Annotated in this window: 26 protein-coding genes and 1 pseudogene; 9 read left to right on the top strand and 18 right to left on the bottom strand. The window is 64.4% G+C overall.

The genetic code is table 11. The features are described from left to right. Positions 1 to 5: 5 nt before the first annotated feature. Positions 6 to 875, bottom strand: a complete 870-nt coding sequence (gene fghA / locus GO999_RS13605; protein WP_211906313.1) for an S-formylglutathione hydrolase — start codon at positions 873 to 875, stop codon at positions 6 to 8. A 10-nt stretch (positions 876 to 885) separates the two neighbouring features. Next, positions 886 to 1,992 carry an S-(hydroxymethyl)glutathione dehydrogenase/class III alcohol dehydrogenase gene (locus GO999_RS13600; RefSeq protein ID WP_011000563.1) on the bottom strand — a complete coding sequence of 369 codons (1,107 nt, stop codon included), beginning with the start codon at positions 1,990 to 1,992 and terminating at the stop codon, positions 886 to 888. A 205-nt stretch (positions 1,993 to 2,197) separates the two neighbouring features. Between GO999_RS13600 and mcpA the strand changes: the two genes are divergently transcribed. Then, positions 2,198 to 4,000 (top strand): methyl-accepting chemotaxis protein McpA, encoded by a 1,803-nt coding sequence (gene mcpA, locus GO999_RS13595; RefSeq protein ID WP_197346148.1) that lies wholly within the window; start codon positions 2,198 to 2,200, stop codon positions 3,998 to 4,000. Between the two features lie 23 nt (positions 4,001 to 4,023). Here mcpA and GO999_RS13590 read toward each other — a convergent pair whose 3' ends face one another. Together GO999_RS13590 and GO999_RS13585 are read right to left on the bottom strand one after the other, a co-directional pair. Then, positions 4,024 to 4,665: a glutathione S-transferase family protein gene (locus GO999_RS13590; protein ID WP_211906312.1), complete on the bottom strand. Its 642-nt coding sequence runs from the start codon at positions 4,663 to 4,665 to the stop codon at positions 4,024 to 4,026. Between the two features lie 33 nt (positions 4,666 to 4,698). Then, complete coding sequence (locus tag GO999_RS13585) at positions 4,699 to 5,043, bottom strand: hypothetical protein (protein WP_197369475.1); 345 nt, start codon at positions 5,041 to 5,043, stop codon at positions 4,699 to 4,701. A 334-nt stretch (positions 5,044 to 5,377) separates the two neighbouring features. On the opposite strand from GO999_RS13585, the gene GO999_RS13580 reads away from it, so the two are divergent. The 5 genes from GO999_RS13580 to GO999_RS13560 all read left to right on the top strand — a co-directional run bounded on the left by GO999_RS13580 (position 5,378) and on the right by GO999_RS13560 (position 9,241). Next, positions 5,378 to 6,070, top strand: coding sequence for a hypothetical protein (locus GO999_RS13580; protein WP_011000566.1), 693 nt, complete (start codon positions 5,378 to 5,380; stop codon positions 6,068 to 6,070). A gap of 264 nt (positions 6,071 to 6,334) precedes the next feature. Next, positions 6,335 to 7,252 carry a DUF6662 family protein gene (locus GO999_RS13575; protein ID WP_211906311.1) on the top strand — a complete coding sequence of 306 codons (918 nt, stop codon included), beginning with the start codon at positions 6,335 to 6,337 and terminating at the stop codon, positions 7,250 to 7,252. 15 nt (positions 7,253 to 7,267) lie between these two features. Beyond that, the gene (locus GO999_RS13570; protein ID WP_011000568.1) at positions 7,268 to 7,783 is read left to right on the top strand and encodes an FMN-binding protein; all 516 of its coding nucleotides are present in this window, start codon (positions 7,268 to 7,270) and stop codon (positions 7,781 to 7,783) included. Next, positions 7,764 to 8,660 carry an FAD:protein FMN transferase gene (locus GO999_RS13565; RefSeq protein WP_071011493.1) on the top strand — a complete coding sequence of 299 codons (897 nt, stop codon included), beginning with the start codon at positions 7,764 to 7,766 and terminating at the stop codon, positions 8,658 to 8,660. The genes GO999_RS13570 and GO999_RS13565 overlap by 20 nt, the downstream gene beginning before the upstream one ends. Further along, positions 8,657 to 9,241, top strand: a complete 585-nt coding sequence (locus tag GO999_RS13560; RefSeq protein ID WP_071093578.1) for a hypothetical protein — start codon at positions 8,657 to 8,659, stop codon at positions 9,239 to 9,241. Before GO999_RS13565 ends, GO999_RS13560 begins: the two co-directional genes overlap by 4 nt. 88 nt (positions 9,242 to 9,329) lie before the next feature. On the opposite strand, the gene GO999_RS13555 is transcribed toward GO999_RS13560, so the two are convergent. Next, positions 9,330 to 9,902, bottom strand: coding sequence for an inclusion body family protein (locus GO999_RS13555; RefSeq protein ID WP_016723487.1), 573 nt, complete (start codon positions 9,900 to 9,902; stop codon positions 9,330 to 9,332). A gap of 525 nt (positions 9,903 to 10,427) precedes the next feature. After that, positions 10,428 to 11,309, bottom strand: a complete 882-nt coding sequence (locus tag GO999_RS13550; RefSeq protein WP_328517101.1) for a DMT family transporter — start codon at positions 11,307 to 11,309, stop codon at positions 10,428 to 10,430. A gap of 197 nt (positions 11,310 to 11,506) precedes the next feature. Between GO999_RS13550 and GO999_RS13545 the strand changes: the two genes are divergently transcribed. Next, the gene (locus GO999_RS13545; protein WP_016726698.1) at positions 11,507 to 12,376 is read left to right on the top strand and encodes a LysR family transcriptional regulator; all 870 of its coding nucleotides are present in this window, start codon (positions 11,507 to 11,509) and stop codon (positions 12,374 to 12,376) included. 81 nt (positions 12,377 to 12,457) lie between these two features. Here GO999_RS13545 and GO999_RS13540 read toward each other — a convergent pair. The 3 genes and pseudogenes from GO999_RS13540 to GO999_RS13530 all read right to left on the bottom strand — a co-directional run. After that, positions 12,458 to 12,604 (bottom strand): annotated as a pseudogene (locus GO999_RS13540) (IS5/IS1182 family transposase); the annotation flags it as partial. Positions 12,605 to 12,700: 96 nt separating this feature from the next. Next, on the bottom strand, positions 12,701 to 13,213 hold the full coding sequence (locus tag GO999_RS13535; RefSeq protein WP_016727088.1) for a nuclear transport factor 2 family protein: 513 nt from the start codon (positions 13,211 to 13,213) through the stop codon (positions 12,701 to 12,703). Positions 13,214 to 13,418: 205 nt separating this feature from the next. Continuing rightward, positions 13,419 to 13,775 (bottom strand): signal peptidase, encoded by a 357-nt coding sequence (locus GO999_RS13530; protein WP_118872395.1) that lies wholly within the window; start codon positions 13,773 to 13,775, stop codon positions 13,419 to 13,421. A 530-nt stretch (positions 13,776 to 14,305) separates the two neighbouring features. Between GO999_RS13530 and GO999_RS13525 the strand changes: the two genes are divergently transcribed. Then, on the top strand, positions 14,306 to 15,229 hold the full coding sequence (locus GO999_RS13525; protein WP_019717605.1) for a recombination-associated protein RdgC: 924 nt from the start codon (positions 14,306 to 14,308) through the stop codon (positions 15,227 to 15,229). Between the two features lie 236 nt (positions 15,230 to 15,465). On the opposite strand, the gene GO999_RS13520 is transcribed toward GO999_RS13525, so the two are convergent. From GO999_RS13520 to GO999_RS13500, 5 genes are all read right to left on the bottom strand, one after another. After that, on the bottom strand, positions 15,466 to 16,476 hold the full coding sequence (locus GO999_RS13520; RefSeq protein ID WP_205570643.1) for an alpha/beta hydrolase: 1,011 nt from the start codon (positions 16,474 to 16,476) through the stop codon (positions 15,466 to 15,468). 145 nt (positions 16,477 to 16,621) lie between these two features. Continuing rightward, positions 16,622 to 17,698: an alpha/beta hydrolase gene (locus GO999_RS13515; RefSeq protein ID WP_029240222.1), complete on the bottom strand. Its 1,077-nt coding sequence runs from the start codon at positions 17,696 to 17,698 to the stop codon at positions 16,622 to 16,624. A 2-nt stretch (positions 17,699 to 17,700) separates the two neighbouring features. After that, positions 17,701 to 18,900: a (R)-mandelonitrile lyase gene (locus GO999_RS13510; protein ID WP_071011499.1), complete on the bottom strand. Its 1,200-nt coding sequence runs from the start codon at positions 18,898 to 18,900 to the stop codon at positions 17,701 to 17,703. Then, positions 18,897 to 20,327: an MFS transporter gene (locus tag GO999_RS13505; protein WP_020831353.1), complete on the bottom strand. Its 1,431-nt coding sequence runs from the start codon at positions 20,325 to 20,327 to the stop codon at positions 18,897 to 18,899. Before GO999_RS13505 ends, GO999_RS13510 begins: the two co-directional genes overlap by 4 nt. A gap of 9 nt (positions 20,328 to 20,336) precedes the next feature. Continuing rightward, on the bottom strand, positions 20,337 to 21,188 hold the full coding sequence (locus GO999_RS13500; RefSeq protein WP_019717610.1) for an aldo/keto reductase: 852 nt from the start codon (positions 21,186 to 21,188) through the stop codon (positions 20,337 to 20,339). 125 nt (positions 21,189 to 21,313) lie between these two features. Here GO999_RS13500 and GO999_RS13495 point away from each other — a divergent pair, with 125 nt between their 5' ends. Next, complete coding sequence (locus tag GO999_RS13495; RefSeq protein WP_016723476.1) at positions 21,314 to 22,309, top strand: LysR family transcriptional regulator; 996 nt, start codon at positions 21,314 to 21,316, stop codon at positions 22,307 to 22,309. A gap of 547 nt (positions 22,310 to 22,856) precedes the next feature. On the opposite strand, the gene dbpA is transcribed toward GO999_RS13495, so the two are convergent. The 4 genes from dbpA to GO999_RS13475 all read right to left on the bottom strand — a co-directional run bounded on the left by dbpA (position 22,857) and on the right by GO999_RS13475 (position 26,237). Next, positions 22,857 to 24,254, bottom strand: coding sequence for an ATP-dependent RNA helicase DbpA (gene dbpA / locus GO999_RS13490; RefSeq protein WP_020831356.1), 1,398 nt, complete (start codon positions 24,252 to 24,254; stop codon positions 22,857 to 22,859). Between the two features lie 14 nt (positions 24,255 to 24,268). Further along, entirely contained in the window at positions 24,269 to 24,454 is a 186-nt protein-coding gene (locus tag GO999_RS13485; RefSeq protein ID WP_011000581.1) for a hypothetical protein, read from the bottom strand. Positions 24,455 to 24,612: 158 nt separating this feature from the next. Next, positions 24,613 to 25,002, bottom strand: a complete 390-nt coding sequence (locus GO999_RS13480) for a transposase (RefSeq protein WP_162903499.1) — start codon at positions 25,000 to 25,002, stop codon at positions 24,613 to 24,615. A gap of 203 nt (positions 25,003 to 25,205) precedes the next feature. Continuing rightward, a complete protein-coding gene (locus tag GO999_RS13475) occupies positions 25,206 to 26,237 on the bottom strand; it encodes a zinc-dependent alcohol dehydrogenase family protein (protein WP_249215035.1) in 1,032 nt (343 codons plus the stop codon). Positions 26,238 to 26,428: the final 191 nt, after the last annotated feature.

Below are 26,428 nucleotides of genomic sequence, written 5' to 3'. Positions count from 1 at the left end.
GCTCGCTAGCCGACGCAGCGCAGTTGTGCCGCGTGGTGCCGCAGGTGGTCTTCGATGAAGGTCTGGATGAAGTAATAGCCGTGGTCGTAGCCGGGATGGCGGCGCAGTTGCAGTGGCTGCCCGGCCGCCTCGCACGCGGCGGCGAAGTCATCGGGGTACAGCTGCTCGGCGAGGAAGGTGTCCGCCTCGCCTTGATCGATCAGGATGCCGCCGGGAAACGGGTTGTTCGCCAGTTGCATCAGCCGCGTGGCGTCGTGCGCGGCCCAGGCGGTGCGGTCCTCGCCGAGGTAGCCGGTGAACGCTTTCACGCCCCAGGGGCAGGCCGACGGATGCGCAATGGGCGCAAACGCCGAGACCGAGGCGAAGCGCTCCCGGTGACGCAGCGCCAGCGTCAACGCACCGTGCCCGCCCATCGAATGCCCGAAGATGCCGACGCGCCCCGCCGCCACCGGGAAGGCGACCCGCGCGATGTGGTACAGCTCCTCGACGATGTAGGTCTCCATCCGGTAGCGCTCGCGCCACGGCGCCTGCGTCGCATCCAGGTAGAAGCCGGCGCCGACGCCGAAATCCCAGCTGTCCGCCTCGCCCGGCACGTTGGCGCCGCGCGGGCTGGTATCGGGCGCGATCAGGATCAGCCCCTCGCGCGCGGCGATGCGCTGGGCGCCGGCCTTGATCGGGAAGGTCTCTTCGGTGCAGGTCAGCCCGGCGAGGTAGACCAGCGCCGGGCAGCGCTCGCCGGCCAGGGCCTGCGGCGGCAGGTAGACCGAGAAGCGCATCGGCAGCCCGATCACCGCCGAGGCGTGCCGGTAAAAGCGCTGCACGCCGCCGAAGCAGGCGTGCTCCGAGAGCAGTTCGAGTGTCGGTGATTGGCTCATCGCGCCCTCCTCAGTACAGGACCACCGAGCGGATCGACTCGCCGCGCTTCATCAGGTCGAAGCCCTCGTTGATGCGCTCGAGCGGCAGCGTGTGCGTGATCAGGTCGTCGATGTTGAGCTTGCCTTCCATGTACCAGTCGACGATCTTCGGCACGTCGGTGCGCCCGCGCGCGCCGCCGAAGGCCGAGCCTTTCCACTCGCGGCCGGTGACGAGCTGGAACGGGCGCGTGCTGATCTCCGCGCCGGCCTCGGCCACGCCGATGATGATCGACTTGCCCCAGCCCTTGTGGCAGCACTCCAGCGCCTGGCGCATGACCTGCGTGTTGCCGATGCACTCGAAGGAATAGTCAGCGCCGCCGTCGGTGAGCTGGATGATGTGGTCGACCACGTTGCCGACTTCCTTCGGGTTGACGAAATGCGTCATGCCGAACTTGCGCGCCATCGCCTCGCGCGCCGGGTTCAGGTCGACGCCGATGATCTTGTCGGCGCCCACCATTTTCGCGCCCTGGATCACGTTCAGGCCGATGCCGCCTAGGCCGAACACCACCACGTTGGCGCCGGCCTCAACCTTGGCCGTGTAGACCACCGCGCCCACGCCGGTGGTGACGCCGCAGCCGATGTAGCAGACCTTGTCGAACGGCGCGTCGGGGCGGATCTTCGCCAGTGCGATCTCCGGCACCACGATGTGGTTGGCGAAGGTGGAGGTGCCCATGTAGTGGAAGATCGGCTTGCCGTCGATCGAGAAGCGCGAGGTGCCGTCCGGCATCAGCCCCTTGCCCTGCGTGGCACGGATCGCCTGGCACAGGTTGGTCTTGCGCGACAGGCAGAACTTGCACTGGCGGCATTCGGGCGTATAGAGCGGGATCACGTGGTCGCCGGCCTTCAGCGAGGTCACGCCCGCGCCCACGTCGAGCACCACGCCCGCGCCCTCGTGGCCGAGGATGGCCGGGAAGATGCCTTCGGGGTCCGCGCCCGACAGCGTGTAGTAGTCGGTGTGGCAAATGCCGGTGGCCTTGATCTCGACCAGCACTTCGCCGGCGCGCGGGCCTTGCAGATCCACGTCTTCGATGGTCAGCGGCGCGCCGGATTTCCAGGCGATGGCGGCTTTGGTTTTCATGCGGGGCAGTCTCCAGTGAGGGGGTAGGCACAGCAAACGTTTGGGATTGTACGGCCCGCCCGGGCCTGTTTTCCGGGCCTGGGCGGTAGCGTCACCCAGGCCTCAAAAAAGTTCAAGAAAAGGCGCGGTGGGCCGTTTTCATGGGACGGACTGCGTGGCTGATCCGGCTGCGTGCAGTGCGCTCTACATGGCAGGAACCCATACCGTGCTCAACTCCATCCGTACCCGCATCTTGCTGACCTGCGTCGCCATCGTGGTGGGCGCATTGACCCTCGCCGGTGGCCTCAACTACGTCGTCACCCGCTCCTACAACGACGACGCGATCCGCCAGAACCTGCAGTCCGTCGCACGCGGCCATATCGCCGGCATCGATGACTGGGTGGCGTCCAAGACCCAGATGGTGGTCGCGCTGCAGGATGCGGCGCTGTCGGCCGATCCGGTGCCGGCCCTCAAGACGGTGGCCGCGTCGGGCGGCTTCATCAGCGTGTATGTCGGCTACCCCGACAAGTCGTACAAGTTCGCCGACCCGAGCGGGGTTCCACCCACCTACGATCCGACCGCGCGCCCCTGGTACAAGCAGGCCGCGGAGGCCGGCAAGCCGGTGGTGACGCCGCCCTACGTCAGTGCCAGCACCGGCAAGCTGGTGGTCACGTTCGCCGTGCCCATCCTGCGCGACGGCGGCCTGAAGGGCGTGGTCGCCAGCGATGTGTCGATGGACGCCGTGATCGCCAACGTCAAGGCCATTCACCCGACGCCGGCCAGCTTCGGCTTCCTGGTCAACGCCGCCGGCAAGATCGTCGCCCATCCCGATGACAAATTCACGCTCAAGCCGGTCACCGACCTGTCGGCCGATCTGAGCGACACGACCCTCGCCGCGCTTGCGCAGACCGACAAGCCGTTGCAGGTCAATGTGGGCGGCGCCGCCAAGCTGCTTCATCGCCAGGGTGTGCAGGGCACCGACTGGGGCCTGGTGGTGGCGCTCGACAAGTCCGACGCGACCGCCGGCATGCGTTCGCTGGTGACCACGTCGATCGGCGTGCTGGTGGTGGTGGCGCTGGTGGCGGCCGCCATCGTCGGCGCGATGACGGCGCGCGCGTTCCGCCGCCTGTCGATGATCCGCGACGCGATGGACGACATCGGCTCCGGCAGCGGTGACCTCACCAAGCGCCTGCCCGCCGACGGCCAGGACGAAGTCGCGCAGATCGCCCGCTCGTTCAACGCCTTCGCCGACAAGCTGACCGCGGTGCTGCAGCAGATCCGCCTGGGCAGCGACTCGGTGCGCTCGGCCGCGCAGGAGATCGCCGCTGGCAACGCCGATCTGTCGCAGCGCACCGAAGAGCAGGCCAGCTCGCTGGAGGAGACCGCCTCCAGCATGGAAGAGCTGACCAGCATCGTGAAGCAGAACGCCGACAATGCGCGCCAGGCCAGCTCGCTGGCGGTCAACGCCTCCGACGTGGCGACGCGCGGCGGCAGCGTGGTCGGCCAGGTGGTCCAGACCATGGGCGGCATCAACGAGAGCAGCAAGAAGATCGCCGACATCATCGGCGTGATCGAGAGCATCGCGTTCCAGACCAACATCCTCGCGCTGAACGCCGCCGTGGAAGCGGCGCGCGCGGGCGAGCAGGGCCGCGGCTTCGCGGTGGTGGCGAGCGAGGTGCGTAGCCTGGCGCAGCGCTCGGCGGGCGCGGCCAAGGAGATCAAGGCGCTGATCCACGACTCGGTCGATCGTGTCTCCAACGGCACCGCGCTGGTGGACCAGGCCGGCGTGACCATGGCCGAGATCGTCGAGGCCGTGAAGCGCGTGACCGACATCATGGGCGAGATCTCCGCCGCGTCGGAAGAGCAGAGCAGCGGCATCGAGCAGGTCAACCAGGCCGTCAACCAGATGGACCAGGTGACCCAGCAGAACGCAGCGCTGGTCGAGCAGGCCGCCGCCGCGGCGGAATCGCTGGAAGAGCAGGCGCGCAACCTGAACGACGCGGTCGGCTCGTTCCGCCTGTCGCACTGAGTGCGGCGCCGGCGGGTTTCAGTTCAGGTGGCGACCGCGCTCAGTTCGGCCGCCAGTGCCTCGTCCAACGCACGGGAGCGCTGGATGGCCGGCCGCGCCAGGATGCGGTCGATGTAGGCCCGGAGCACGGGCGTTTCCGGCACCAGCCCGAACCCCACCGTCCAATGCAGCGCAGAGCCCCACAGCACATCGGCGGCGGTGAAGCGCTCGCCCAGCAGGTAGGGGCTGTCTGAGAGCTGTGCATTGATCAGGCTGTTGACCGCACCGAAATCGCCATAGGGCGACCTCGCCGGCGGTGCCGGCGGACGCTGCATCGAGCGGTCCACCAGCGCGGGCTCGAAGCACGAGCCGTAGAACACCATCCACCGCAGGTATGACCCGCGCAGCGGGTCGCCCACCGCCGGCGATAGGCCGGCCTCCGCATACAGTTCCGCCGCGTACATGTAGACGGCCGCCTGCTCGGTGATCAGTACCTCGCCGTGCCGCAGTGCCGGGACCTTGCCCATCGGATTGATCTCGAGATAGGCGGGCGCGCGCTGTGCATTCGTCTTGAGGTTGAGCGGGTGGATCTCGTAGTCCGCATTCAATATTTCGAGCAGCATGCGGGCACCGGCGGAGCGGCTGTGCGGGGCGTGATAGAGAGTCAGATGACGGTTGGTCGGCATGCGATGGTTCTCAGTGGATAGGGGGGGGTTACTCTACTCCCTCGGAAACCGGCTGCCCTGGAAAGCCTTCCTGACGTGGCACACCGCGCGCTGCTTCCACCGATAGCGCAGGCCGTCGTCGAAGTATCCGGCATTGAGCCGGGCGAACGCGGCGGGGCTCAGGCTGGATTGGTTGGCGAGGCGCGAGTCGATCACGGCGCGCAGTTGGTCGATCCGGCCGCGCGTGCGTTCGATGGCGAGGCGTTCGTGGTCGATGAGCCCTCGGCGCATCGCCAGCGCGCCGGTGAAGTGTGAGCCGGGCTCGCGCAGGTCGGCCGCGAGGCGGGCGAAGATCAGGATGCTGGCTGCGCTCGGGCCAAAACGCTTGTCCAGCGACATGGTTGGGGACATGGCCCGGGGCAGGGTGTTTCGCGGACGGCCCCTGCGCGACATGGCACGGTACCCGCACGAGGATGGCACGAGCATTCCCTTTGGCTAACTGCCGGATGCCGGGCTTCCTGACCAGCATTGCGTGCTGGTTGAACCCTGCAAATCGTTAACAAATGAGAAGCGCTTTCTAAGCCAACGAAAAGTGTTGATGGAACCCGAATGTTTCGAATGCGGATTGGCCCCATGGTGTTCGCCAACGCAGCCAGTTTTTCGCTGCGCTGCAGCATAAAATTCCACTTTTGCCGATACTGCGGATCTCCTATTTGAAACTCAGGAGATTGAGATGAGAAGAATCGGCAACTTTTTCAGAACGCGATCGCACGCGTCCGGATCATCCCGCGGCCGGACGCATGAGCGGGAAGAAGGTTCCTCCGGGCGAGCGGCCCGTTCTCCGAGTCCGGCGCTGTCGGACTTGCCCAGCTCACCTCGCAGCCGGCATGTCAGTACGGTCGCCTCGCCGACGCGGTTCGATGACGACGGGAGGGTGACATATCCGGGGCATATCCAGTACCAGACTTCGGAGTCCGAACGCGAGCGCTACCCCGACCTCGCTGAGGCGGTCGGTCATTCGCGGTATACCGGCCCCGGTTCGCCAAGGCCAGAGCGTTTCCCGATCAGCGGTTACTTTCCCGATGGCCAGTACTTCAGCGTGACAGGCCTCCGGGGGCCAGCCATCCGCTCGGGCGACGACGCGGTGATCGACCGCCAGCACGCCAGCCACGTGATCGACCATGGCGAAATGTCCGACGCGCAGGCCGGCCGGTTCATGGATTGGCAGAACCGGTCGATCTATCCCACCTACGAGACAAGCGGCTGGGAATACAGCAACTGCGTGCATGGTCACGCTGAGGTGGGCCGGAGTGTTTTCGGGTGGGATGTTTATCCCGACCAGCACGCCCGGCCGCAGGATCTGGCCGATCAGATGGGGAACCTGAGGGTCCGCAACTACAACAGCGATAGCGATAGCGACGGCTAGTCGTGAATCGGCCGGCGCTCATTGGTATGGCCTCATTGCATCGGGTCATGCGGGGCGCCGCGTCAGCAAGTCCAGCCCCCGTTTCGCCGGTCTTTCCGGTTGGTGACGGGGGCCTGGCTTTTCGCTTCATTGGGTTCCGAGTAAGAAAATCTGGAATGTGAGGAAAAAGTCAAGTATCAATTCTTTGGTGCTAAGTAAATTGTAATGATAGTGATTTCCATTTACGATTCGCCGCTTGTGCGATCGGGGAGGGGGAATCCATTCATGCGCTGCTTGCGTCGTTTTCCGGGCTGGCTGGGGTGGGCGGCCCTGGCTTTGGCGTGCGTGCCCGCGGCCCATGCCGAAGAAAGCCAGTTCGCTTACGTCTACACGACAGACCTGCTGCCCAAGGGCGCCAAGGAAATCGAGCAATGGATGACCTGGCGCCACCAGAAGGTCGGCGGCTATTACGATCAGGTCGAAGGGCGCACCGAAGTCGAGTACGGCCTGACTGACCGGCTCCAGGTGGCCCTGTACGGCAACTACGCCTGGGCGCACGCGTATCACAACGGCCCGTACGGCGCGACCACGCCGCCCGAGCAGTTCGCCGACAAGGATGTCGACCCCGATGCGCGCTGGAGCGGCAAGCGCTTCGTCGGCGTGTCCGCCGAAGCCATCTACCGTGTCCTCAGCCCCTATACCGATGGCGTGGGCCTGGCGTTCTATGTCGAGCCCACGATCGGCCCGCAGTTCAAGGAGCTGGAAACGAAGGTCATCCTGCAGAAGAACTTTCTCGATGACCGGCTGATCACCGCGTTCAATTTCACCTACGCACCCGAGTGGCGCTACCTGGCCGACGACGCGGCCGCCTCGGGCAAGAGTTGGCAGGAAGAGACCGACATCAACTTCAACTTCGCCGTCTCGTACCGCTTCGCGCCGAACTGGTCGGCCGGCGTCGAGTTCGTCAACGAGCGCGAGTACAACAGCTATCGCTTCCGCAATCAGTCGAACGGCGGCTATTACTTCGGGCCGACCATTCATTACGGCGGCAAGAACTTCTTTGTGACGGCCACCTTCCTGGAGCAGCTGCCCTGGGCACATGCGCACTCGGACACGGTCGACGGCACGCTGGTGAGCGGCCGCACCTTCGACAACGACTTCGAGAAGTACCGCGTGCGGATCAAGATGGGCTACTACTTCTGAGCGCGAGGACACGCAATGCAGCACGGACAATGGCTATGGGTGCCCCTGGCGGCGATCTCCACCTCGGTCTATGCGACCACTTATTTCACGACCGAGCAGGCGCAGCAGGCGCTCTTTCCCGGCGAGAAGCTGACGCCCGCGTTCGTCACGCTCACCGCTGACCAGGCGCGCCAGATCGAAAAGGCCGCCGACGTCAACGTCCGCCACAAGGACATCCAGGCATGGAAGGCCGAGCACGGCGGCTGGTTCATCCTCGACGAGGTGGTCGGCAAGCACGAGTTCATCACTTATGCCGTCGCCCTGAACGCCAACGGCAGCGTGCGCCAGATCGAGATCATGGATTACCGCGAATCGTACGGCTACGAGGTGCGCAATCCGGAGTGGCGCAAGCAGTTCGTCGGCAAGACGGCGGCAGACCCGCTGCGCCTGAACGAAGACATCCGCAACATCAGCGGCGCGACGCTGTCGTCGAGGCATATCACCGATGGCGTGAAGCGGGTGCTGGCCACCTATGCCGTCGCCCTCAAGTAAGCTGCGTCGCGCTCGGCCGCTGCTCGGGACGCTGGTCGACATCACGGTCAGGGGCCCGGACGCGACCTTGCAGGCCGCGCTCGACGCGGCGTTCGCGGCCGTCGAGCGCGTGCAGCGCCTGATGAGCTTTCACGCGGAAGACAGCGACGTCTCCCGCATCAACGCCGCCGAGGCGGGCAGCGCGGTCTGCGTCGATGCGCAGACGTACTGCGTGCTGGAGCGCGCTGTGGCGCTGGGCGAGCTGTCCGACGGCGTGTTCGACATCGCCACGGCGGGCGTGCTGGTGGAGCAGGGCTTTCTGCCGCGGCACGCCGGCGCGCAGCCTCCCGCTCCGGGGGCGACCTTCCGGGATCTCATCTTGCAGGCGGACCACCGGGTGCAATGGCGCCGCAAGGGCTGGATCGACCTGGGCGGCATCGCCAAGGGGTACGCCGTCGATTGCGCGATCGCGGCGCTGCGGGCCCATTGCGTGGACAGCGGCATCGTCAATGCCGGCGGCGACCTGCGCTGCTTCGGCCGGGCGGAACCGATCCATGTGCGCCGGCCGGATGCGCCGGCCACGCTGGTGCCGCTGGGGTGGCTGCACGATCTGGCCATTGCGACCTCCGGCGGCTATTTCGCCGGCATCGAGCGCGATGGCCGGCAGATCGATCCGCTGGTCGACCCCGGCCGGCGGACATGCGCCGTCTGGGAGGACAGCATCAGCGTGGTGGCCGCCGACTGCATGACGGCGGATGCGCTGACCAAGGTGGTGCGCCTCGCGCGTCAGCGCGCGCCCGAGATCCTCGATCGCTGCCACGCGCAGGCCGTGGTGGTCGGCGCGCAGGCCATCGGCATGTGCGGCGCTCCGCTGCTGCGTAGGGCCGACGCGCCATGAGTTCGCCTCCCGTACCCGTGTTGCGGCTGCCGGTGCGGCTCAGCCAGCGGCACAAGCGCTGGCTGTATGCGACCGGCGCCGTACTGTGCTGCTCGGGCCTGGGCTGGCTGGTCGCGCATGACCTGCTGGGCGGGCAGGGGCCGTTCGGCGATGCGCCGCATCCGTCCGAGCCCTGGTGGCTGCGCATCCATGGCGCCGCGGCCATGGGCTTCCTGGTGGCGCTGGGCTCGCTGCTGCCCGGCCACGTCGCCCGGGCCTGGCAGATGCGGAGAAATCATCGCTCCGGCCTGTTCATGCTGGTGCTGGCGGCGCTGCTGGTCGCGACCGGATATGGACTGTATTACGCCGGAGACGAACAGACCCGGCCCTGGATCAGCTGCGTGCACTGGCTGCTCGGCGTGGCGGCCGCCGGTGTGGCGCCGCTGCATGTCTATCTGGGGCGGCGCAGCGCCATGGCGGAGAGGGGGCCGGGACCGGGTAGGCCCGCCACCGATGTGCCGGAAGCCGCTGCCGGCGCCGGCGCCGGCGTTGCCGGGCAAGCACCACGCCCGGCCGGGCGCGATGCCGTCCGGCGTGCCTGAGCGCATTCCGGATCGCGGCCGGGCAGGACCGGCAAAGCGGCGATGCCGCCGGTCCTGCCCGCGCAACGGCTGAATGCGCCGCGATGGATCAGGCGACGACCACGGTCGGATCCCAGGTCACGTATCCGGCCAGCACTTGGTTTTCGTTGTTGTCGTCCACGGTGAAGAGCGCGGCGCACGCCCAGAAGTTCTGCGCCGTGCCCTGCGAGCCGACCACCGCATCGCACCTGGAAAAGCTTTCCGGAACATTCTTGAACGGATAGCCGTTGGGGGCCGTCGGCTGCGCGGCGCCTTGCAGCGTGATCACGTTGACATGCGAGGGGTTGAGAACGGAGCCCCCACCCGACAGGGCGTAGATGAAGGCCGCGCTGTCCGAATTGCCGGAGGTGCTGGCGCAGTAGAAGGACAGGGTGTCGTCGACGTGCGCATTGAGCGTGATGTTGCCGGGGTCGCTGCCGGTGCTCCAGCCGCGCGGATCATCGGACACCATGTAGATGTTGGCGTGCCCGATCGCGGTCGGTTGTGTCGGGTCCTTGCTCAGGTTGTTATTGGCGGCCGCGAGGATGGCATCAACGTTCATCGTCGTCATCACGTTGATGGTCAGGTGCTGGCTGGTAGCGGCTGCGGCTTTGCCCCGAGCCGGTGTATGTGCTTCTGCCATGATTGTCCCCTTCGCATTGTTGCCTACTCTGTTTTCCGGTTTTCGGCGACCCCGGGAAAAAACCAGAGAATCCATGCGTGCATGCCGGAAATCGGGCATGCATGTGTTAAAGCCAGTCGATTGCACAGCGAGGACGCAATAGAATCCCGCGCCAGCCGGTGTGACGGATGGTTGAAGAATCGAATGCCGGGGATGGTGATGCTGACGATCCCCCCTCACCTTTCAAATCGAATGCATGTGATGTGCGCGGTATGTTTCCGCGCTTGTTTCCGGTTTGCGGTGCTTTTGTGATGCATGCCGAAAACCGGAGCGCAGCGTTTTGTTTGGCTGCGTGGTGGAGCCTATGTCGGTCTATGCACCGTTGCAAATTCCGGATGCTTAAATCAGCTGTAACCAAGCTGAATTGAGGCGGGGCACCATTTTTTGGGGCGGTTATTGTGCGGATGCGATTCGGCGGCATGCTCGATGTGTGCCTCGAACCGCGCGCAAGGCGTCAAACGAAACGTGGGCCGGCGTGCGAGCCGGCTAGCGGCTTGCTGAGTGGGGCCCGGTCATCCCCCGAGGCACGCCGGCTTTCGGGGCGCGCTCGGCAAATCGGATGGCGACCGACATCAAGGCGATGCCGAACAGCTGCGCACCGTCCAGGCGCTGATCGAAGAACAGCCAGTCGATGACGATGGCAACCGCAGGGTACGCGAACTGGAATACCGCGATGCGCCCGGTATTCAAGCGGGCCATGCCGACATAGATCAGGGTGTACGCCAACCCGGTGTGTATCAACCCCAGGCCCGCCAGCCACATCCATGCCATGCCCCATGCGGGCCAGCCGTGCTCCATCGGCCACACCCACAGCACCAGCGTGCCGACCGCGCATTGCCACCAGGCCAGGATTCCGGCGGGCAGGTCACGCAGGCGTTTGGCGATGAGGGTGACGCACGCGGTGCAGAAGGCGCCGATCAGGCACGAAGCGACCCCTAGCCAATCACCCGGCCGAAGCATTTCGCTCGCGCCGAACAAGGCGGTGTGTTCCGGGATCCCGGTTGCCAGCACCAGGCCCAGCATGGCGGCGCAGACCGAGCCGATGCGCCGCCTGCTGATCGGCTCTTTCAGCCACCACGCGCCGAGTACCAGCACCCACAGCGGCTGGATGTGAAACAGCACGATCGCCACGCCCGCGGAGGTCCGCTCGATCGCGGTGAAGAACAATCCCCAGCCCAGCACCATCAGCACGCCGGCAGACAGGATCCAGGGCCCGGTGGCTCTGGTCAGGCGCAGGAAGCCGGTCTGCCGACGCAGCAGCACCCAGAGCGTCAGGCCAAGCAAGCCGAAGGCGCAGCGAAACCAGGTCGCGGTCAACGGGCCGGCATTGGCCTGGTGCACAAAGACGCCGATGGTGCCAAGCAGCATGTTGCCCAGAAGAAAGGGGCATGCGCCTGCCGCAAGGCCGTTGGTGCGCCCGGCCTTGCCGGGTGCTGCTAAGCCAGATGGTTGGTCCAGGAGGGGCGGGTTCGTATTCATGGCGGCAGTGTGTACCGCCATCGATCCGACGAAAAGCGCATAATTATTGGACCAATCATTCGATAATCGAAAGCGTAAAAAACCGGATGACACCGCAAGATCTGCAGCTGGATTGGCTCAAGTGCTTCGTCGCCGTGGTGGACGCGGGTTCGCTGTCGAGTGCGGCAGGGGAGGTGCACCGCTCCCAGTCGGCGGTCAGCATGCAGCTCAAGAAGCTCGAGGGCGCACTGGGGAGCCGGCTCCTCGAGCGGGATGCGCGCAAGCTTGAGCTGACCCCCGAGGGGCAGATGCTGCTCGGCTATGCGCGGCGCATCCTCGATCTGCATGCCGAAGCCCAGGCCGCGCTCAGCGGCGAGGAACTCACCGGCCGGGTGCGGCTTGGCGTGCCTGACGACTACGCGGCCAAGTACCTGACGCCGGTGCTCAAGCGCTTTGCGCCCAGGCACGGCGGCGTCGAGATCGAATTGGACTGCGAGCAGTCGACCTCGCTCATTCCGCGTGTGGCCAGCGGCGACCTTGACCTCGCCCTGGTGTCCCGCGATCACTCACGGCGCGGCATCCTGCTGTTTCACGAGCCGATGGTCTGGGTGGGCGCCGTGCAGTTCGAGCTGTGGCGGCGGGACCCGCTGCCGATCGCCGTCTACGAAGACACCAGCCTGGCGCGGCGCAGCGCGATCCACTCCCTGGCGCAGCAAGGACGCCGATACAAGGTGGTCTACAACAGCTCCAGCCTGGCGGGGCAGATTGCCGCCGTCGAGAGCGGCCTGGCGGTGGCGGCGCTGACCCAATGCAGCGCACCCGGGCACCTGCAGATCCTGGGCAGCGAGCACGGATTGGGGCCACTCGAACCCATGGAAGTGGCCGTCTACCGCAGCCGCGCCTCGCGCGGCTCGAAAGCGGTGGACAGCCTGCAGAACCTGCTGGTCAGGACGCTGAGGTTGTCGGGGCCGGTCTGAGGCGGAGCTGGGTGCCGAGAAAGGGGCGATGGCGGGGGGCTCGTGATCGATGCCGCGAGGCTTGCCGAGCCGGTCGTTCTACTCGATGCCATGGCGAGCGATCCGGGGGATGATGTCCCGCTTGCGCAGAGGTTGCCGACAGCGCGCGAAGTCGTATCCCTTATCCGCGTGAAGCGTGTCGAGGCGGCATCGCGGACGGCCATTGAGTCCCGGTGCACTCGGGACCGCAATGGCCGTCCGTACGGATGCACGCAAGCCCGGTGATCGGCTGCGACCGCGTTGTGAACCGCTGCGCCGCCGTGAGGTGTGCCGGCGCGGCGGGCGCTAGCGGGACCCGATCTGCGGGGTCTCGTTTTTCAGCGCGGGGTCCCAGTGCTCGTCCGCCTTGCCGTCCACGATCCGCCAGGTGTCGAACCAGGTTGTCGTGTAAGACCCTTGCGGCGTGCTGACCGTCCTCGGATAGACCACGGTGACCAGATCGCCCTCCGCCATCACCGCCACGATGGGTGTGCTGATCGTCAGGGCAACCGGGCGAGGCTTGACTTTCAGCACCTCGGTAAAGAAGCGGACAACGGCATCCCGGCCAGACTGGGCGTTGGGGTTGTGCTGGATGTAGCGCGGCGTCAGATACCGGTCAGCCCGCTCCCAATGCCCTGCTTCAAGCAACTCCCGGATGATCTGGTAGACCACCTGCTTGTTGGCGTGAAGCTTGGGATCGCAGCTGGTGAACAGGGCCTCGGCGTTCGGCGCGGGCAGCACGGCTTCTTGCGCGTGAGCGCAGGCAAGGCCCGCCATCGACAGGACCAGGGAAGCGAATGTGTGACGAAGCATTTTCATGGGTCGGATCGGGAGTGGAACATTCTTGGAGACAAGGCGCTTCGCGCAGAAGCGCGAGCGCCCCGGTTGACCGTGTTCGCCAGCCACGACGATCATCTGCCGTCATTGCGCTGACAACAGTGCGCCCTTCATGCTGGCGGCATGATTGCCTGCAACCCTGGCCGTTTCCGTGGCCCAGCCATGCCAGGACACGGTGAGGGTTCCCTTACTGCACCTTCCAATACTCGGTCGTGTACTTGCCAGGGACCGTGAACTGAACCGTCTTGACGGCAACGCCGCCGCAGGCATCCTTGAAAACGGATGCCGTGAATTGCTGACCGCCCTTGACCTGGCCCAACTTTTTCCCGGTGCGGGCTGGAACATCCTTCTGACCGTTGACGTAGAACCGCACACAGCCGCCAGTGATGTTCTCCCCAACCAGCTCAATGGAGGCGCCCGGGGCGACCGGATAAGGGCCCGCCACGATGCCCGTACCGCTTGCCGCCAGGGCATTGCCTGACCCGGCAATCAGAGCGCCTGCTGCTGCAAAGAAAATGGCCTTTTTATTGATGATGGTTTTCATGCTGATGAATCAGTGTGGGTGACTTGACGCTTTGGATTTGGAAATCCCTGCATATGGCGCCGAGAGACAAGGCGAAATATCGAATTGACCTCTCGGCCCGGCTCGCGAGGTGCTTGATACCGCGGCGTATCGTTCAACGCCTTGCCCAGCGCCCAACCCGATACTCCGTAGTACGCGCCCGCTTTTCCGCCTGAGCCATTAAGCCCCTCGGGGAGAAAGCGGTTACGGATGCAGAATAGGGCAGCCCCTCCCATTCCCTTGTTCGGCAAACGAAATTTGCGGCACGTCCGCGAACGCAAGCGGCCGGCTTTGAGGAATGGACAGCACAGGCCTACCCGTATTTGCTGGTTGATGCCCTCATTGCATGCTTGCACTGCAAGCGTCGGGCAAGTCGGAAACACGGTTTGACAGCAGGGTCGGCGGTCCCGGTTCGACCCTTCTCTGCCGTTCGACTTTGATCCGTCCGAATGGTCGCAATGGGCCGGGAAGCGCCGCCGTCATTTAGAATTGCACACTTTGCCCGTACAGCCATGTGGTTCAAGAATCTTCAGCTTCATCGTCTTCCGGCACCTTGGGCCGTTGCCCCTGATCAGATTGAAAAATGGCTGGCGCCCCACGCGTTTCAACCAGGCAACAGCGTCGAGAAGCAGTGTTCCGGATGGGCATCGCCACGCGATGATGGCGCGCTCGTGTATTCGATCAACCGGCAGATGCTGCTGGTGTTTCGTGCCGAAAAGAAGCTGCTCCCGGCGTCGGTCGTCAATCAGGTGACCAAGGCCCGGGCGCTTGAAGTCGAGGAGCAGCAGGGCTTCAAGCTCGGGCGAAAACAGCTGCGCGAACTCAAGGAGCAGGTGACCGACGAATTGCTGCCGCGCGCGTTCACCATTCGCCGCGATACCCGTGTGTGGATCGATACGGCAAACGGCTGGCTCGTCATCGATGCAGCTGCGCAGGCGCTTGGCGACGACGTTCGCGGCCTGCTCGTGAAATCGATCGATCAGTTGCCGCTCGCCAGCGTTCGCGTGGCGCTTTCGCCGGTCGCCGCGATGACGGATTGGCTGCTGTCCGGCGAGGCGCCGGGCGGATTCACCGTGGACCAGGACGCCGAGCTGCGTTCGAGCGGTGAAGGCGGCGCTACGGTGCGATACGTCGGCCACGCGCTGGAAGCGGACGACATGCGGCGGCACATCGAAGCCGGCAAACAATGCGTGCGCCTCGCGATGACCTGGGATAACCGGATCTCCTTCGTGCTGACGCCGTCGCTGACGATCAAGCGTGTCACGCCGCTGGACGTGATCAAGGAGGCGGCGGACCCAACCGCGCAAAACGACGACGAACGCTTCGAGTCGGATGTCGCACTGATGACGGGTGAATTGGGACGGATGTTGACCGATCTTGTCGATATCCTGGGCGGCGATCGGCACGACTCGATGCATCAGGCCGCAGCAGCCTGAACTTTGTCGGCTGTCGACGCTTAGGCTCATACATTGCCGGCAACAAGGTCATTGTTGGTGAGCGCAACGTCTAAAGCGGCCGACCGAGGTCGGCCAGCAGCCGGCCTCCGTCAACGACCGCACCTAGGAAATTCAGCGGCGACCAAGGCGCTGCAACTCTCGAGTTCCTCAACAACATCCGCAGCTTGTGCGCCCGAAGCCTGTCAGATCTTGCCGTTCCCGTGGGACGTTTCGGCTTAGAGGTTCTTCGCGTAGAACGGAGTCAGCTTGCCAACCACGGCGTCCACATATTTGGGCACCCAGTAGGTCTCAATGTGCGTGGCGCCGTCGATCTTGAACAATTCCCTGTTCTTCGCCCCCGTTGCCTTCGCAAACGCATCTTCGGTCATGTAGAGGCTGTCAGCCTTGCTGCCGGCAATCATCAGCAGCGGCTGCTCGATCAGCTCGATCTGGTCGGTAGCGTCCCAACGCATCAATTCCAGCAGGCTGCTCGTCGTGTACTTGAAGGTAGAGCCGGGATGGGCGTGCGTCCTCCAATAGTATTCGTAGCCCTGCCGGTACATCTCAAAGGGCAGCGCAGCGATCTGCTCGTCGGTCATGTCAGCATCGCCCGAGTAGAGAATCTTTCCCCCAGCCATTTGCTGGGCGCGAGCATCGGAAGCTTGCTTCAGACGTTGCTGGATCGTGGCAAGTTGCGAATCGGAGAAGCCATTGCGACGAACGCGGCCCGAATTGAACATGCTGAGCGTCGCAACCGCCTTGAAGCGCTTGTCGGTCTTTGCCGCGGACATCGAATAGCCGCCACCGCCGCAGATGCCTAGCAAGCCGAGACGTTCGGCGTCGACGCCCGGATAGCCGGTGATGAAGTCCGCCATGCCGTGGATGTCTTCGATGCGGTTTGCGGGCGTGTCCACCGAGCGGGGCTGCCCTCCGCTTCCACCTTGGTATGCGGCATCAGCGGCAATGGTGATGTAGCCGAGCTCCGCCAGCCGTTGCGCGTACAGGCCAGCCGTCTGCTCCTTCACACCGCCGTTCGGGTGCGCAACGACGACCGCAGCGAATTTCTTCTTCGGATCGAAGTTCGCAGGGGTGTAGACGTTGGCGACAATGTCCAAGCCGTTGAGCTTGTATTTCACGGGGTGGATGTTGACCTTGCCTGCTTCGTTGGCGGTGATCGCACCGCCATACACCAGCGTGAAGGGATTCTTCTTGTAGTCGGCCGCTTCTCCGGGGGTGGTCATGGTCATTGCAGGAACTCCAATGGTTGCGATTGAGAGAGCGAGTGCCGTGGTTCCGAGAAACTCTCGCCTCTTCTCGTTAACGACTTCTTGGTTCATTCAACCTCCAGTACTTCGTGCTGCCTGGCCGCACCACGCGGCCAGGCAGAAGGGGTCAATCCAGCTTCTTCTCGGCCAGAAACTTCGAGACCAGGTCGGCAATCTCGACGTTGTTCAGGTCGGACATCAGGAAGTGCGTGTTGCCGTGAATGCCAATCTCCGGCAGGTGTACCAAGCGAGCGTCACCGCCATGCTTGTTGATGGCCTCCACCCACAGTCGAGCCATGGCCAGCCGAACACGCCAGTTGTCCTGACCTCGCTCCGTGGTCGGCTCGACAGGGAAGTTGTCGCCGTAGTAGATGACGATGGGAATGCGGGTGAGCCTCTGGAACTCCGCCGGCGATACCGCCTCGGGCGCCAGCGTGCCGGCAGCACTGGGCATGGCAAGCGGCAGTTCTCCCTGCGGGAAGATGAAGCCGCTGCCAGGCTCGAACGCGACGATGCCTTTGACGTTGGGGCTCTTGATCGCCGTCAGCCAACCGGGACCGCCGCCCTGGGAGTGGGTGAACAGAATCGCCGGGCCAGTCTTGGCGAACAGCGCCGACATGGCGTCAGAAATCACTGCGGTGTCGTAGGGCCCGGTGTTGGGCGTGACCGAGCGAAAGAACTGGTCCAGCGTTTCCGGGCTGCGGTCAAACTGCACGTTGTCAAAATAGCTTGGCCACTTGCCGAGGCGAAACTGGTCGAAGAACAGCTGGTCGTTAGGTGCCGGCTCGACCGATGCCGCGACAGTGCTACTGCCGGCGCGCCCGCGGCGTGGCTGGTCGACCAGATAAACCGGGAAGCCACGGCGCAGGAACAAGGTCTGGAAGCCCTCTCGGCCGTCCGACGTCGTCTCCCAACTGCGCGCCGATTGGAAGGCGCCGTGCAGCATCACGATGGGCAGCGCTCTCGGGTTTTTCGGGAGCTGGTAGAAGGCGTAGAGATGATCGCCGTGGAAGCTCTGCCCCGCAGCCGTCGGCTTGTTGTTGTCGTAGTTGCCTGGGGTCTTCAGTATCGTGCCGCCGACCGCGAAGCTCCCCTGGGCTTGGATCATCAAAGGACCTGAGACGTCATTGCGATGCGTTGCGCAGCCGGTCAGCAGGCTCGTCGTTGCGATGGCTGCGGTCAACACGGTTCGAGTGATGTTCATGCTCAACCTTTCGGTGCAGCGGCAAGTGCCTTCGTGAGTGCTTCATGCGCCCGACTGGCGACTTCGGGGTCGACCCCGTCGGCCAGTGCTTGTGTCAGCTGCCGTAACTGCGCGGCGCTCAAGCCAACGCGCAGGCTGGCCTGCATGTGGGAGCGCAACTGCGCCTCCGCGCCCGGGGTTGCGGCGAGCGCGCCGACGGTGGCCAGTTCGCGGCTCTGCCAGTCGAGGTTGTCCCGCTCGAAGATATCGCCGAACAAATGAGCCTGTAGGAACTGGTTGATGATGGGCGCGAAGTCGAACACGGCGCCTTGAACCGGCCCGCCGGAAATCGCGGTCTGGTTCGCCCTTCCTGCCACGACCAATTCATCGCCCGTGGCAACCGTCCGGCTGGGATCGCGGCCCTGCGCGTCCTGGATGCCGCGCTGCCTGCGTGCCTCCACAACTTTCAGCAGCTCACCAAGTGCGTTGAGGCTTTTCGGGAAACCGGCGTAGGCATAGAGCTGCACCAGAACTTCCTTGGCCTCGCTGATGGTCAATCCGGCATCCAAGCCTTGGTTCAACGCGGCGTTGAGCTTGGGCATGTCGCTGGTCGCCATGGACGCAGCAATCAGCGCAATGGCCCGCTGCTTGGCAGACAGCGTATCGAATCTGGGATTCGCACGTGCTGCCATCTGCGGCTTGTCGCTAGTGTGGACACCGAAACCGGCGCTGGCCAAGGCGGCCTGGTAGTCCTGATCGGTGACCTTGTCTTGCCAGGTCACCGAGATGCCTTCGTCCCGTTCCGCGATGGCGACATGTGTCATTGAGCCGTCGGGACCCGCGCCATGCCAGTGGCGCACATTGGCGGGAATCGTGACAACGTCGCCGGGACGGATGGCCCGAGCAGGTTGCCCTTGCTGCTGCACCAAGCCCAGCCCGGCCGTGACGATCAGCGTCTGGCCCAGCGGATGGGTATGCCACGCCGTACGAGCGCCGGCCTCGAAGCGCACTGTCGCGCCACCGGCTCTTCCAGGCGGCACGGCCTGGAACGGCGAGCTGATGCGTGCGATGCCAGTGAAGTTCTCTTTTGCGCCGGTTGCGACCGGCGCTGACGCGCCTGTGGGCACTTCCACTGCTGGCGGTGCGGCAACGACATGACTGGGAGACTGCGCTCCGGCGGCGGCTGCCGCGCCGCTGATGGCCATACAAAGCAGTGACTTCACGAGAGCGCCTCCTGTGGCTGTGATTGAGCGGCGCGGCTTGGCAAGACGATGAAGGCCCAGGACACGAGCAGCGCCAAGCCGAGCAACAAGGCGCCTACGTCCATGACCGCCGAAATCCGGTGAGCAAGCGCTGCACTGTCTTGTGCGGTGGGGGGCGCCACACTGGCAAAGACGAGTACCAGCAAGCCGAGCCCCAGGGCCCCACCCAGTTGATGTGCAACGTTGACCATGCCTGATGCCGCACCGGCGTCTTCGCGGGCGACCCCCGCCACACCTGCAGCGGTCAGCGGTGCCAGCAGAAGGCCCTGGCCCAGGCCGATGAGAAGCATAGGGGGAGCGACGTGCGCCCAGTAGCTCGCGTCGGCATCGGCCAGACCCAGCCAGAGCAGGCCAAGGCCACCGAGCAGCAGGCCCGCCAGAAGCAGCCGACCGTTGCCGAAGCGGCGAGCCAGCCTGGGCACGGCCATCGCAGAAGCGAAGTTGGGCAGCGTGACTGGCAGGAACGCTAGGCCTGCCTGTAGCGGCCGCAGGTGCAGCACGCCCTGCAGGAACTGCGTCGAGAAGAACCAGAAGCCCACGGCACCGCCAAGGAAGAGCATGCGGGCTAGATACGCTCCCGCACGCTCTCGGCTGGCCAGCAAGCGCAAGGGCAGGATCGGCTGGCGAACGCGACGCTCGATCAACACGAATGCTGCAATCATCAAGACCCCGCCAATCAGGGCGGCCTGCGCCAGGGCGTCCGCCCAGCCGGCATCGGCCGCACGCACCAGGCCGTAGACCAGCGCCGTCATTCCCAGGGTAGAACTGACCGCTCCGCCCAGGTCGAAATGGCCTGGGTGCTTCGGTGTCTCCGAGATGTGCCGTCTGGCCGCGATGATCAGCAGCAGACCAATGGGCAGGTTGATGAAGAAGCCGGCACGCCAGGACACCAAGTCGGCGAACAGTCCGCCCAACACCAGTCCCAGCGTGGCACCTATACCGGCCGCTGCTGCGTACATGGACAGTGCGCGGGTGCGCGCAGGGCCTTCGGCGAAGTGAGTCGACAACAGGGCCAATGTGGATGGCGCAAGAACAGCGGCACCGGCACCCTGGATGGCGCGGGCTGTGAGCAGCCAGCTCGCAGATGGAGCAACACCAATCGCCACCGATGCCAACGTGAACAGGAAGAGCCCCACGATGAACATGCGCCGGCGGCCCAGGATGTCGCCCGCGCGAGCCCCCAACAGCAGCAGACCTCCGAAGGCCAAGGTATAGGCATTGGTCACCCACGAAAGCTGGGCGGCGCTGAAGCCCAGGCTGGCCTGGATGCGAGGCAGGCCGGTGATGACGATGGAGATGTCCACCACGATCATCAGGTAGCTGGCCACGATGATGGCCAGCACGATGCCGGCGTTGCGGGACTGCAGATGGGGCTCGGAGGCGTTCATGGTCTTCGCTCAGATGTCCAGCTTGCGTTCGGACATCCACTTGACGATGGCCGGATCGCGGTGTGAGAAGAAGCTGCTCGTGTTGGTGTCGAGCGCCGCGATGCGAGCCATGTCAGCGTCGTCGAGCTCGAAGTCGAAGACTGCGATGTTCTCGGCCATGCGCTCCTTGCGGACCGACTTTGCAAGGGCAACGATCCCTCTCTGCACCAGCCAGCGCAGCACGACCTGCCCGACAGACTTGCCGTACCGCTCGGCGATGGCCAGCAACGCCTCGTTCTGGAAGAGGCCGTTGCGCCCTTCTGCAAACGGAGCCCAGGCCTCGGCCCGCACGCCGATGTCGTTCATGAAGGGGATGCTCTCCAGTTGCTGCTGGAAGGGGTTCACTTCGACCTGGTTGACTGCCGGTGCAATCTCGTTGAACGCCTTGATGTCCATCAAGCGGTCTGGGTGGAAGTTGCTGACGCCGATGGCGCGGAGCTTGCCGGCACGGTAGGCGTCCTCCATCGCGCGCCAGGAGCCGTGGACGTCTCCGAAGGGCTGGTGGATCAGGTAGAGGTCCAGGTAGTCAAGCTGTAGCCGGCGCAGGGACTTCTCAATGGCCTGCTGCGTGCGCTCGTAGCCAGTCTCCTGGACCCAGAGCTTGCTGGTGACGAAGAGCTGGTCACGCGCGATGCCGCTGGACCGCAGGCCTTTGCCCACCGCCTCTTCGTTCATGTAAGAAGCGGCGGTATCGATCAGCCGGTAGCCGGTTTCGATGGCGTCGGCGACGCTGCGCTGGCACTCATTGGCGTCTGCGATCTGGAAGACGCCATAGCCAACGATGGGCATGTGAAGACCGTTGTTCAGGACGACGTGTTGCATGGGCTGCTCCTTGCGGAAGTTCGTTGGTTTGAACTTTAGGCAGGCCATTGGCATCTGAATAGTGACATTCTGGTTGATTTATTGGCATCCAATTGATGACAATAGGGCCAGTAAGGAGGCTCTCCATGGCGATCAATGAACTTCGATCCATCACGACCTTCATCAAGGCAGCCGAGCTGGGCAGCCTGCGCAAGGCGGCGCAGGAACTGGGCATCAGCCCTCAGGCGGCGAGCAAGGCGCTAGCCCAGTTAGAGGCGCATCTGGATGCGCGCCTGTTCCATCGCACGACGCGCGTGATGTCGCTGACCGATGCGGGACAACGGCTGTTCGAGGACGTGCAGCCGTCCGTGCTGGGGATGCAGCGAGCGCTGCAGACGGCGAGGTCAGGAAGGGACGAGTTTGCCGGCCCCCTTCGTATCACGGGGCCACGCACGACGTTCCAGCCCATTCTTTGGCGTCTGGTTGAGGAGTTCTGCGACATGCATCCGGGAATACAGCCTGACGTGCTGCTGGATGACCGCGTTGGCAACTGGGTGGAGGACCGCGTGGACGTTGGATTTCGCCTTGGTCCGTCCCCACACGAAGGCGTCATTGCGCGGCGACTGTTTCCCGTGCAGTTGCCAATTTGCGGCGCACCCTCGTACTTCCAGCAAAACGGTGTGCCAGGCTCGCTCGCGGACCTTGCCTCGCATCGCTGTAGCGCCTATCGGCATCCGAGCACGGGGAAGGTTCTTCCATGGCACGTGAAGCTTGGCGACCAGGAGGTCGACCAGCCCGTCGTGCCGGCTATCTGCTGCAACGACGAGTTGTTCGAACTGCAAGCCGTCTTGGCAGGCAAGGTGCTAGGCCAGCTCGCGGGTGTGACTGCGGCGCCTTACATTCGGTCGGGTCAGTTGGTCCCCATCCTGGTGGACCACATGCCTAATTACGCCAGCTACTTCGTCTATTTCGGTAGCCGGTCTTCGCAGCCGGCGCGCGCGCGCGCGTTCATTGACTTGGCGGTTCAGCGGCTCGGCGATAGCTCAGAGTATGTGCTCACCGAAAGGGACCTGCAGGTCGGCCGGCGGCGGGGCTCAGTGACAAACCGAATGCAATCCGCAGTCGGGCCCAAGCACAGCTAGGTCATGCGGCGCTCGGTATTCCGACAAACAACAGGAGGATCTCGGTAGACCCTCTACGGGGCTGGCCCCTACTGTGGTGACGCAGATCGCCCTCGACGGCGATCTTGCTACTACATAGGAGCGCGGCTCAGTTGCAGCGGGAATCCCGCCCAACCGGCAAGTTGGGCACTGGACAGAAGTATTTGCGATGAGGCCCGGTCAATTGGAGCCTTTTCGTTTTCCATCGATGGATCGCGCTTACCTTTACCAAGCGGGCATGCCCACCAGTACGGCGCTGTGCTGCCATAGCCGTTTGGCTACAGTGTCCTCATGAGCGAGTGGATTAGGCGAGCGCATCGGCCAGCTCGAGATGCGCGTTCAAGCCGCGTCCCGGCAGGCCATTGCACAGTGCTTTGCTGCTGGCCAATGACGCTGGTGCGGCCTGCGCCAGCCATGGGTGCATTCGCCTCCGTAACAATCGGCAGCAGTGCCATCGCCAAGCGGTGCAGCGCCGGATGCAGAGGGGAGAATGTCGTCGACGAGGGGCCGCCCGAGGGCGGCGCCGGCGTCATTCGTCCATCAACCGAACCCTGACCTTCTTGCCCTTCACCTTGCCTGCGTTGAGCTTGCGCAGCGCGTCGCGCGCGATGCCGCGCTCGACCGCGACGTAGGTCGAGAATTCGGTCGCGTTGATCTTGCCGATCTGGTCGCCGCGAAAGCCCGCGTCGCCGGTCAGCGCGCCGAGCACATCGCCGGGGCGGATCTTGTCCTTGCGTCCGCCGAGAATCTGTAGCGTCTCCATCGGCGGTAGCAGCGGTGCGTCGCTGCTGGCGTCGAGCTCGGCGAGCCGATGCCATTCGACCTCGCGCCCGAGCGCCTGCTCGATGCCGCCGACACGCCCCATCTCGTCCATGCTCGCGAGGCTCAGCGCCCAGCCGTCCTGATCGGCACGGCCCGTGCGGCCGATCCGATGCACGTGCACTTCGGGATCGGGCGTCACATCAACGTTGATCACTGCTTCGAGCTGCGCGATGTCGAGCCCGCGCGCGGCAACGTCGGTTGCGACGAGCACCGAGCAGCTCCGGTTCGCAAACTGGATCAATACCTGATCGCGCTCGCGCTGCTCGAGCTCGCCATGCAGCGCGAGCGCATGGAAGCCTTGCGCACGCAGCACGTCGAGCAGGTTGCGGCATTGCTGCTTCGTGTTGCAGAACGCGAGCGTGCTGACCGGCCGATAGTGCTTCAGCAGCCGCCCGACCGCATGCAGTCGCTCTTCATCGGTCACCTCGTAGAAGCGCTGGCGAATCTTGCTGTCGTCGTGGCGCTCTTCGAGTTTCACCTCCTTCGGATTCCGCAGGATCTGCCGGCTCAGCTTTGCGATCCCGTCTGGGTAGGTCGCCGAGAACAGCAGCGTCTGCCGTTCAGGCGGACACTGGCGCACGACCGTCGCGATGTCGTCGAAGAACCCCATGTCGAGCATCCGGTCCGCTTCGTCGAGCACGAGCGTCTTCAGCGCGCCGAGCGCGAGATTGCCGCGTTCGAGATGGTCCATGATGCGCCCCGGCGTGCCCACGACGACATGCGCGCCGTGCTCGAGGCTCGCCGCCTGCGGACGCATTGGCGTGCCGCCGCAGAGCGTCAGCACTTTCACGTTTTCCTCGGCGCGCGCGAGGCGGCGGATTTCCTGCGCGACCTGATCGGCAAGCTCGCGCGTCGGGCAGAGCACCATCGCCTGCACGTCGAAGCGGCGCGCGTCGAGCCGCGCGAGCAGCGCGAGCGAGAACGCTGCGGTTTTGCCGCTGCCGGTCTTCGCCTGCGCGATCAGGTCGTGACCCGCGAGCGCGATCGGCAGGCTCGCGGCTTGGATCGGCGTCATGTCGGTGTAACCAAGCTGCGCGAGATTCGCGAGTACGGCGGGGGCGAGCGCAAGGGTACTGAAGGGTGGGGCAGTCGGTTCGATGGTCATGTCGTTGTGTTGGGTCACTGGAGCGGCCTGCCTTCGAGTTGCTCGTAGACGACTGTGCCGTCGTCGGCTTCGAAGCGCTCGACATAGTTGCGCGCGCCGCACAGCGCACAGCGGAACAGCAGCCCCTGGCCTTCGTCCTTAATGACGACGTCGGGCAGCGCCCAATGCGTGCCGCAGCTCTGGTTTTTACAAGTGAACACGGTTTCTCTAGATGGATTCGGTTGCGTAACCTTGGTGACGAGGAAGGTGGATCGAGGATGCACCCGCGATCGCGCCCGGCAATGTTAAATAATTCCCGCCCAAACCGGGGCAGGGGAACGCTAGTCTGGTTTTACCTAACTTTTCCCGGTCGATGTTATCAATTCGGCGGCGCGATTCGTAGTGGAGCCGCGAGCGCGAAATCCCTACCAGCCCGCAGGCCCGGGTGACACCCATGGCGCGTTCGGTCATCAATGTCCGGATCGCTTCGCGCTTGGCCTGCGGACTTGCTACTTTCCGACAGCAGGTCCTTCAGCGCTGCGTTGTCGAGCACCGATTCCGTCAGCAGGCGCTTGAGCTTGTTGTTCTCATGCTCCAGCGCCTTCAGGCGCTGCGCTTCGGAGACCGTCATCCCGCCGAACTTCGCCTTCCAGTTGTAGTAGATCGCTTCCGAGATGCCGTGGTTGCGGCACAGCTCCGCCAGCTTCAGGCCCGCCTCGGCTTCTTTGAGCACGCCAATAATCTGTTCTTCGGCGAATCGCTTCTTCATGACCGCTCCTCTTCGGAACGGACGCTGCATCGTCAGCGTACTAATCTCCGGGGGCAGGTTAGGCGACACCCGCCGAATTCGCCCATCAGGCAACGAAAAACGCCTCGACGGACGACTCAACGACGCCGGAAATCTCCACTTCTGGACGGTACCAATTCCGGTGTAGGTCAGCAATCTATCGCGGAGTTCCCGGTACCAGACGGTCACAGATTGATCATGACCTTGATGGCTTGGCGTTCGTCCATAGCCCGGTAGCCATCTGGGACTTCGTCCAAGCCGATAACGCGGTCGAACACACGGCCAGGTTGAATCTTGCCGTCCAGTACGTCGGGCAACAGATCGTCAATGTAGGCGCGCACCGGCGCCGGTCCTCCACCGACAATGACATTCTTGAAGAATGTTGTGTCAGCCGGTATCGCGTTGTAATGCGGCACGCCGACACGGCCCACCGCGCCGCCAGGGCGTGCGATATTTGCAGTCGTTTGCATGGACTGATCGGTACCGACACATTCGAGCACCGAATGCACACCATGGCCGCCCGTCAGCGCGCGCACCCGCTCGATCGCTTCTTCGCCGCGCTCGCTCACGATATCGGTTGCGCCAAAGGCTTGCGCCAGCGCAATGCGGTCCGGATGCCGACCCATGAGGATGATGCGCTCTGCGCCCAACCGCTTCGCGGCGATGACGCCGCACAGGCCCACTGCGCCGTCGCCGATCACAGCCGCCGACGTGCCGGGGCGCACCCTTGCAACGCGGGCAGCATGGTGGCCCGTTCCCATCACGTCAGACAGCGTAAGCAACGAGGCCATCAACGCGCTGTCGACGCCGCCGGGCAACGCGTACAGCGTGCCATCCGCTTGCGGTATCCGAAGGGCTTCTGCTTGGGCGCCGTTGAAACCGCCGTAGCCGAAGAATCCGCCGTGAACGCATGCGGTCTGCAGGCCCTCATGACAGAACTCGCATCGACCGTCGGAATAGGCGAACGGCATGATGACGACGTCGCCGACCTTGATCTTGTTGACGCCACTGCCGATGGCCTCGACCACGCCGATAGCCTCGTGGCCCATGCTCTGGCCGGTCTCGCTGGGTTCCATGGCTCGATAGGGCCACAGATCGCTGCCGCAGATACAAGCTTGGGTGACGCGGACGATGGCATCGGTAGGCTCCACGATGGTCGCGTCCGAGACATTCTCGACACGAACGTCGTGGGCACTGTACATAACAGTTGCACGCATGGATGGATCTCCAGTTTGAGAGGGAATGCCATGTCGATGCGCAGATGACGGCACGCGCAGGTGGATAGCCAACCGCTCGACACGGAACAAACTAAGCCACCATTCTCGTGCCGAGGGTGTCCAGTCGATAGAACGATTCGGGGATCTTCTTGCCTGATCCTCCATTGCCCCGGACTACCATGGTCAACCAA

It is taken from the genome of Ralstonia nicotianae (assembly GCF_018243235.1).
In the GTDB taxonomy this organism is placed as follows: domain Bacteria; phylum Pseudomonadota; class Gammaproteobacteria; order Burkholderiales; family Burkholderiaceae; genus Ralstonia; species Ralstonia nicotianae.
Note: the sequence above shows the minus strand (reverse complement) of the source record. Positions and strands in the feature narration are given on the sequence as shown.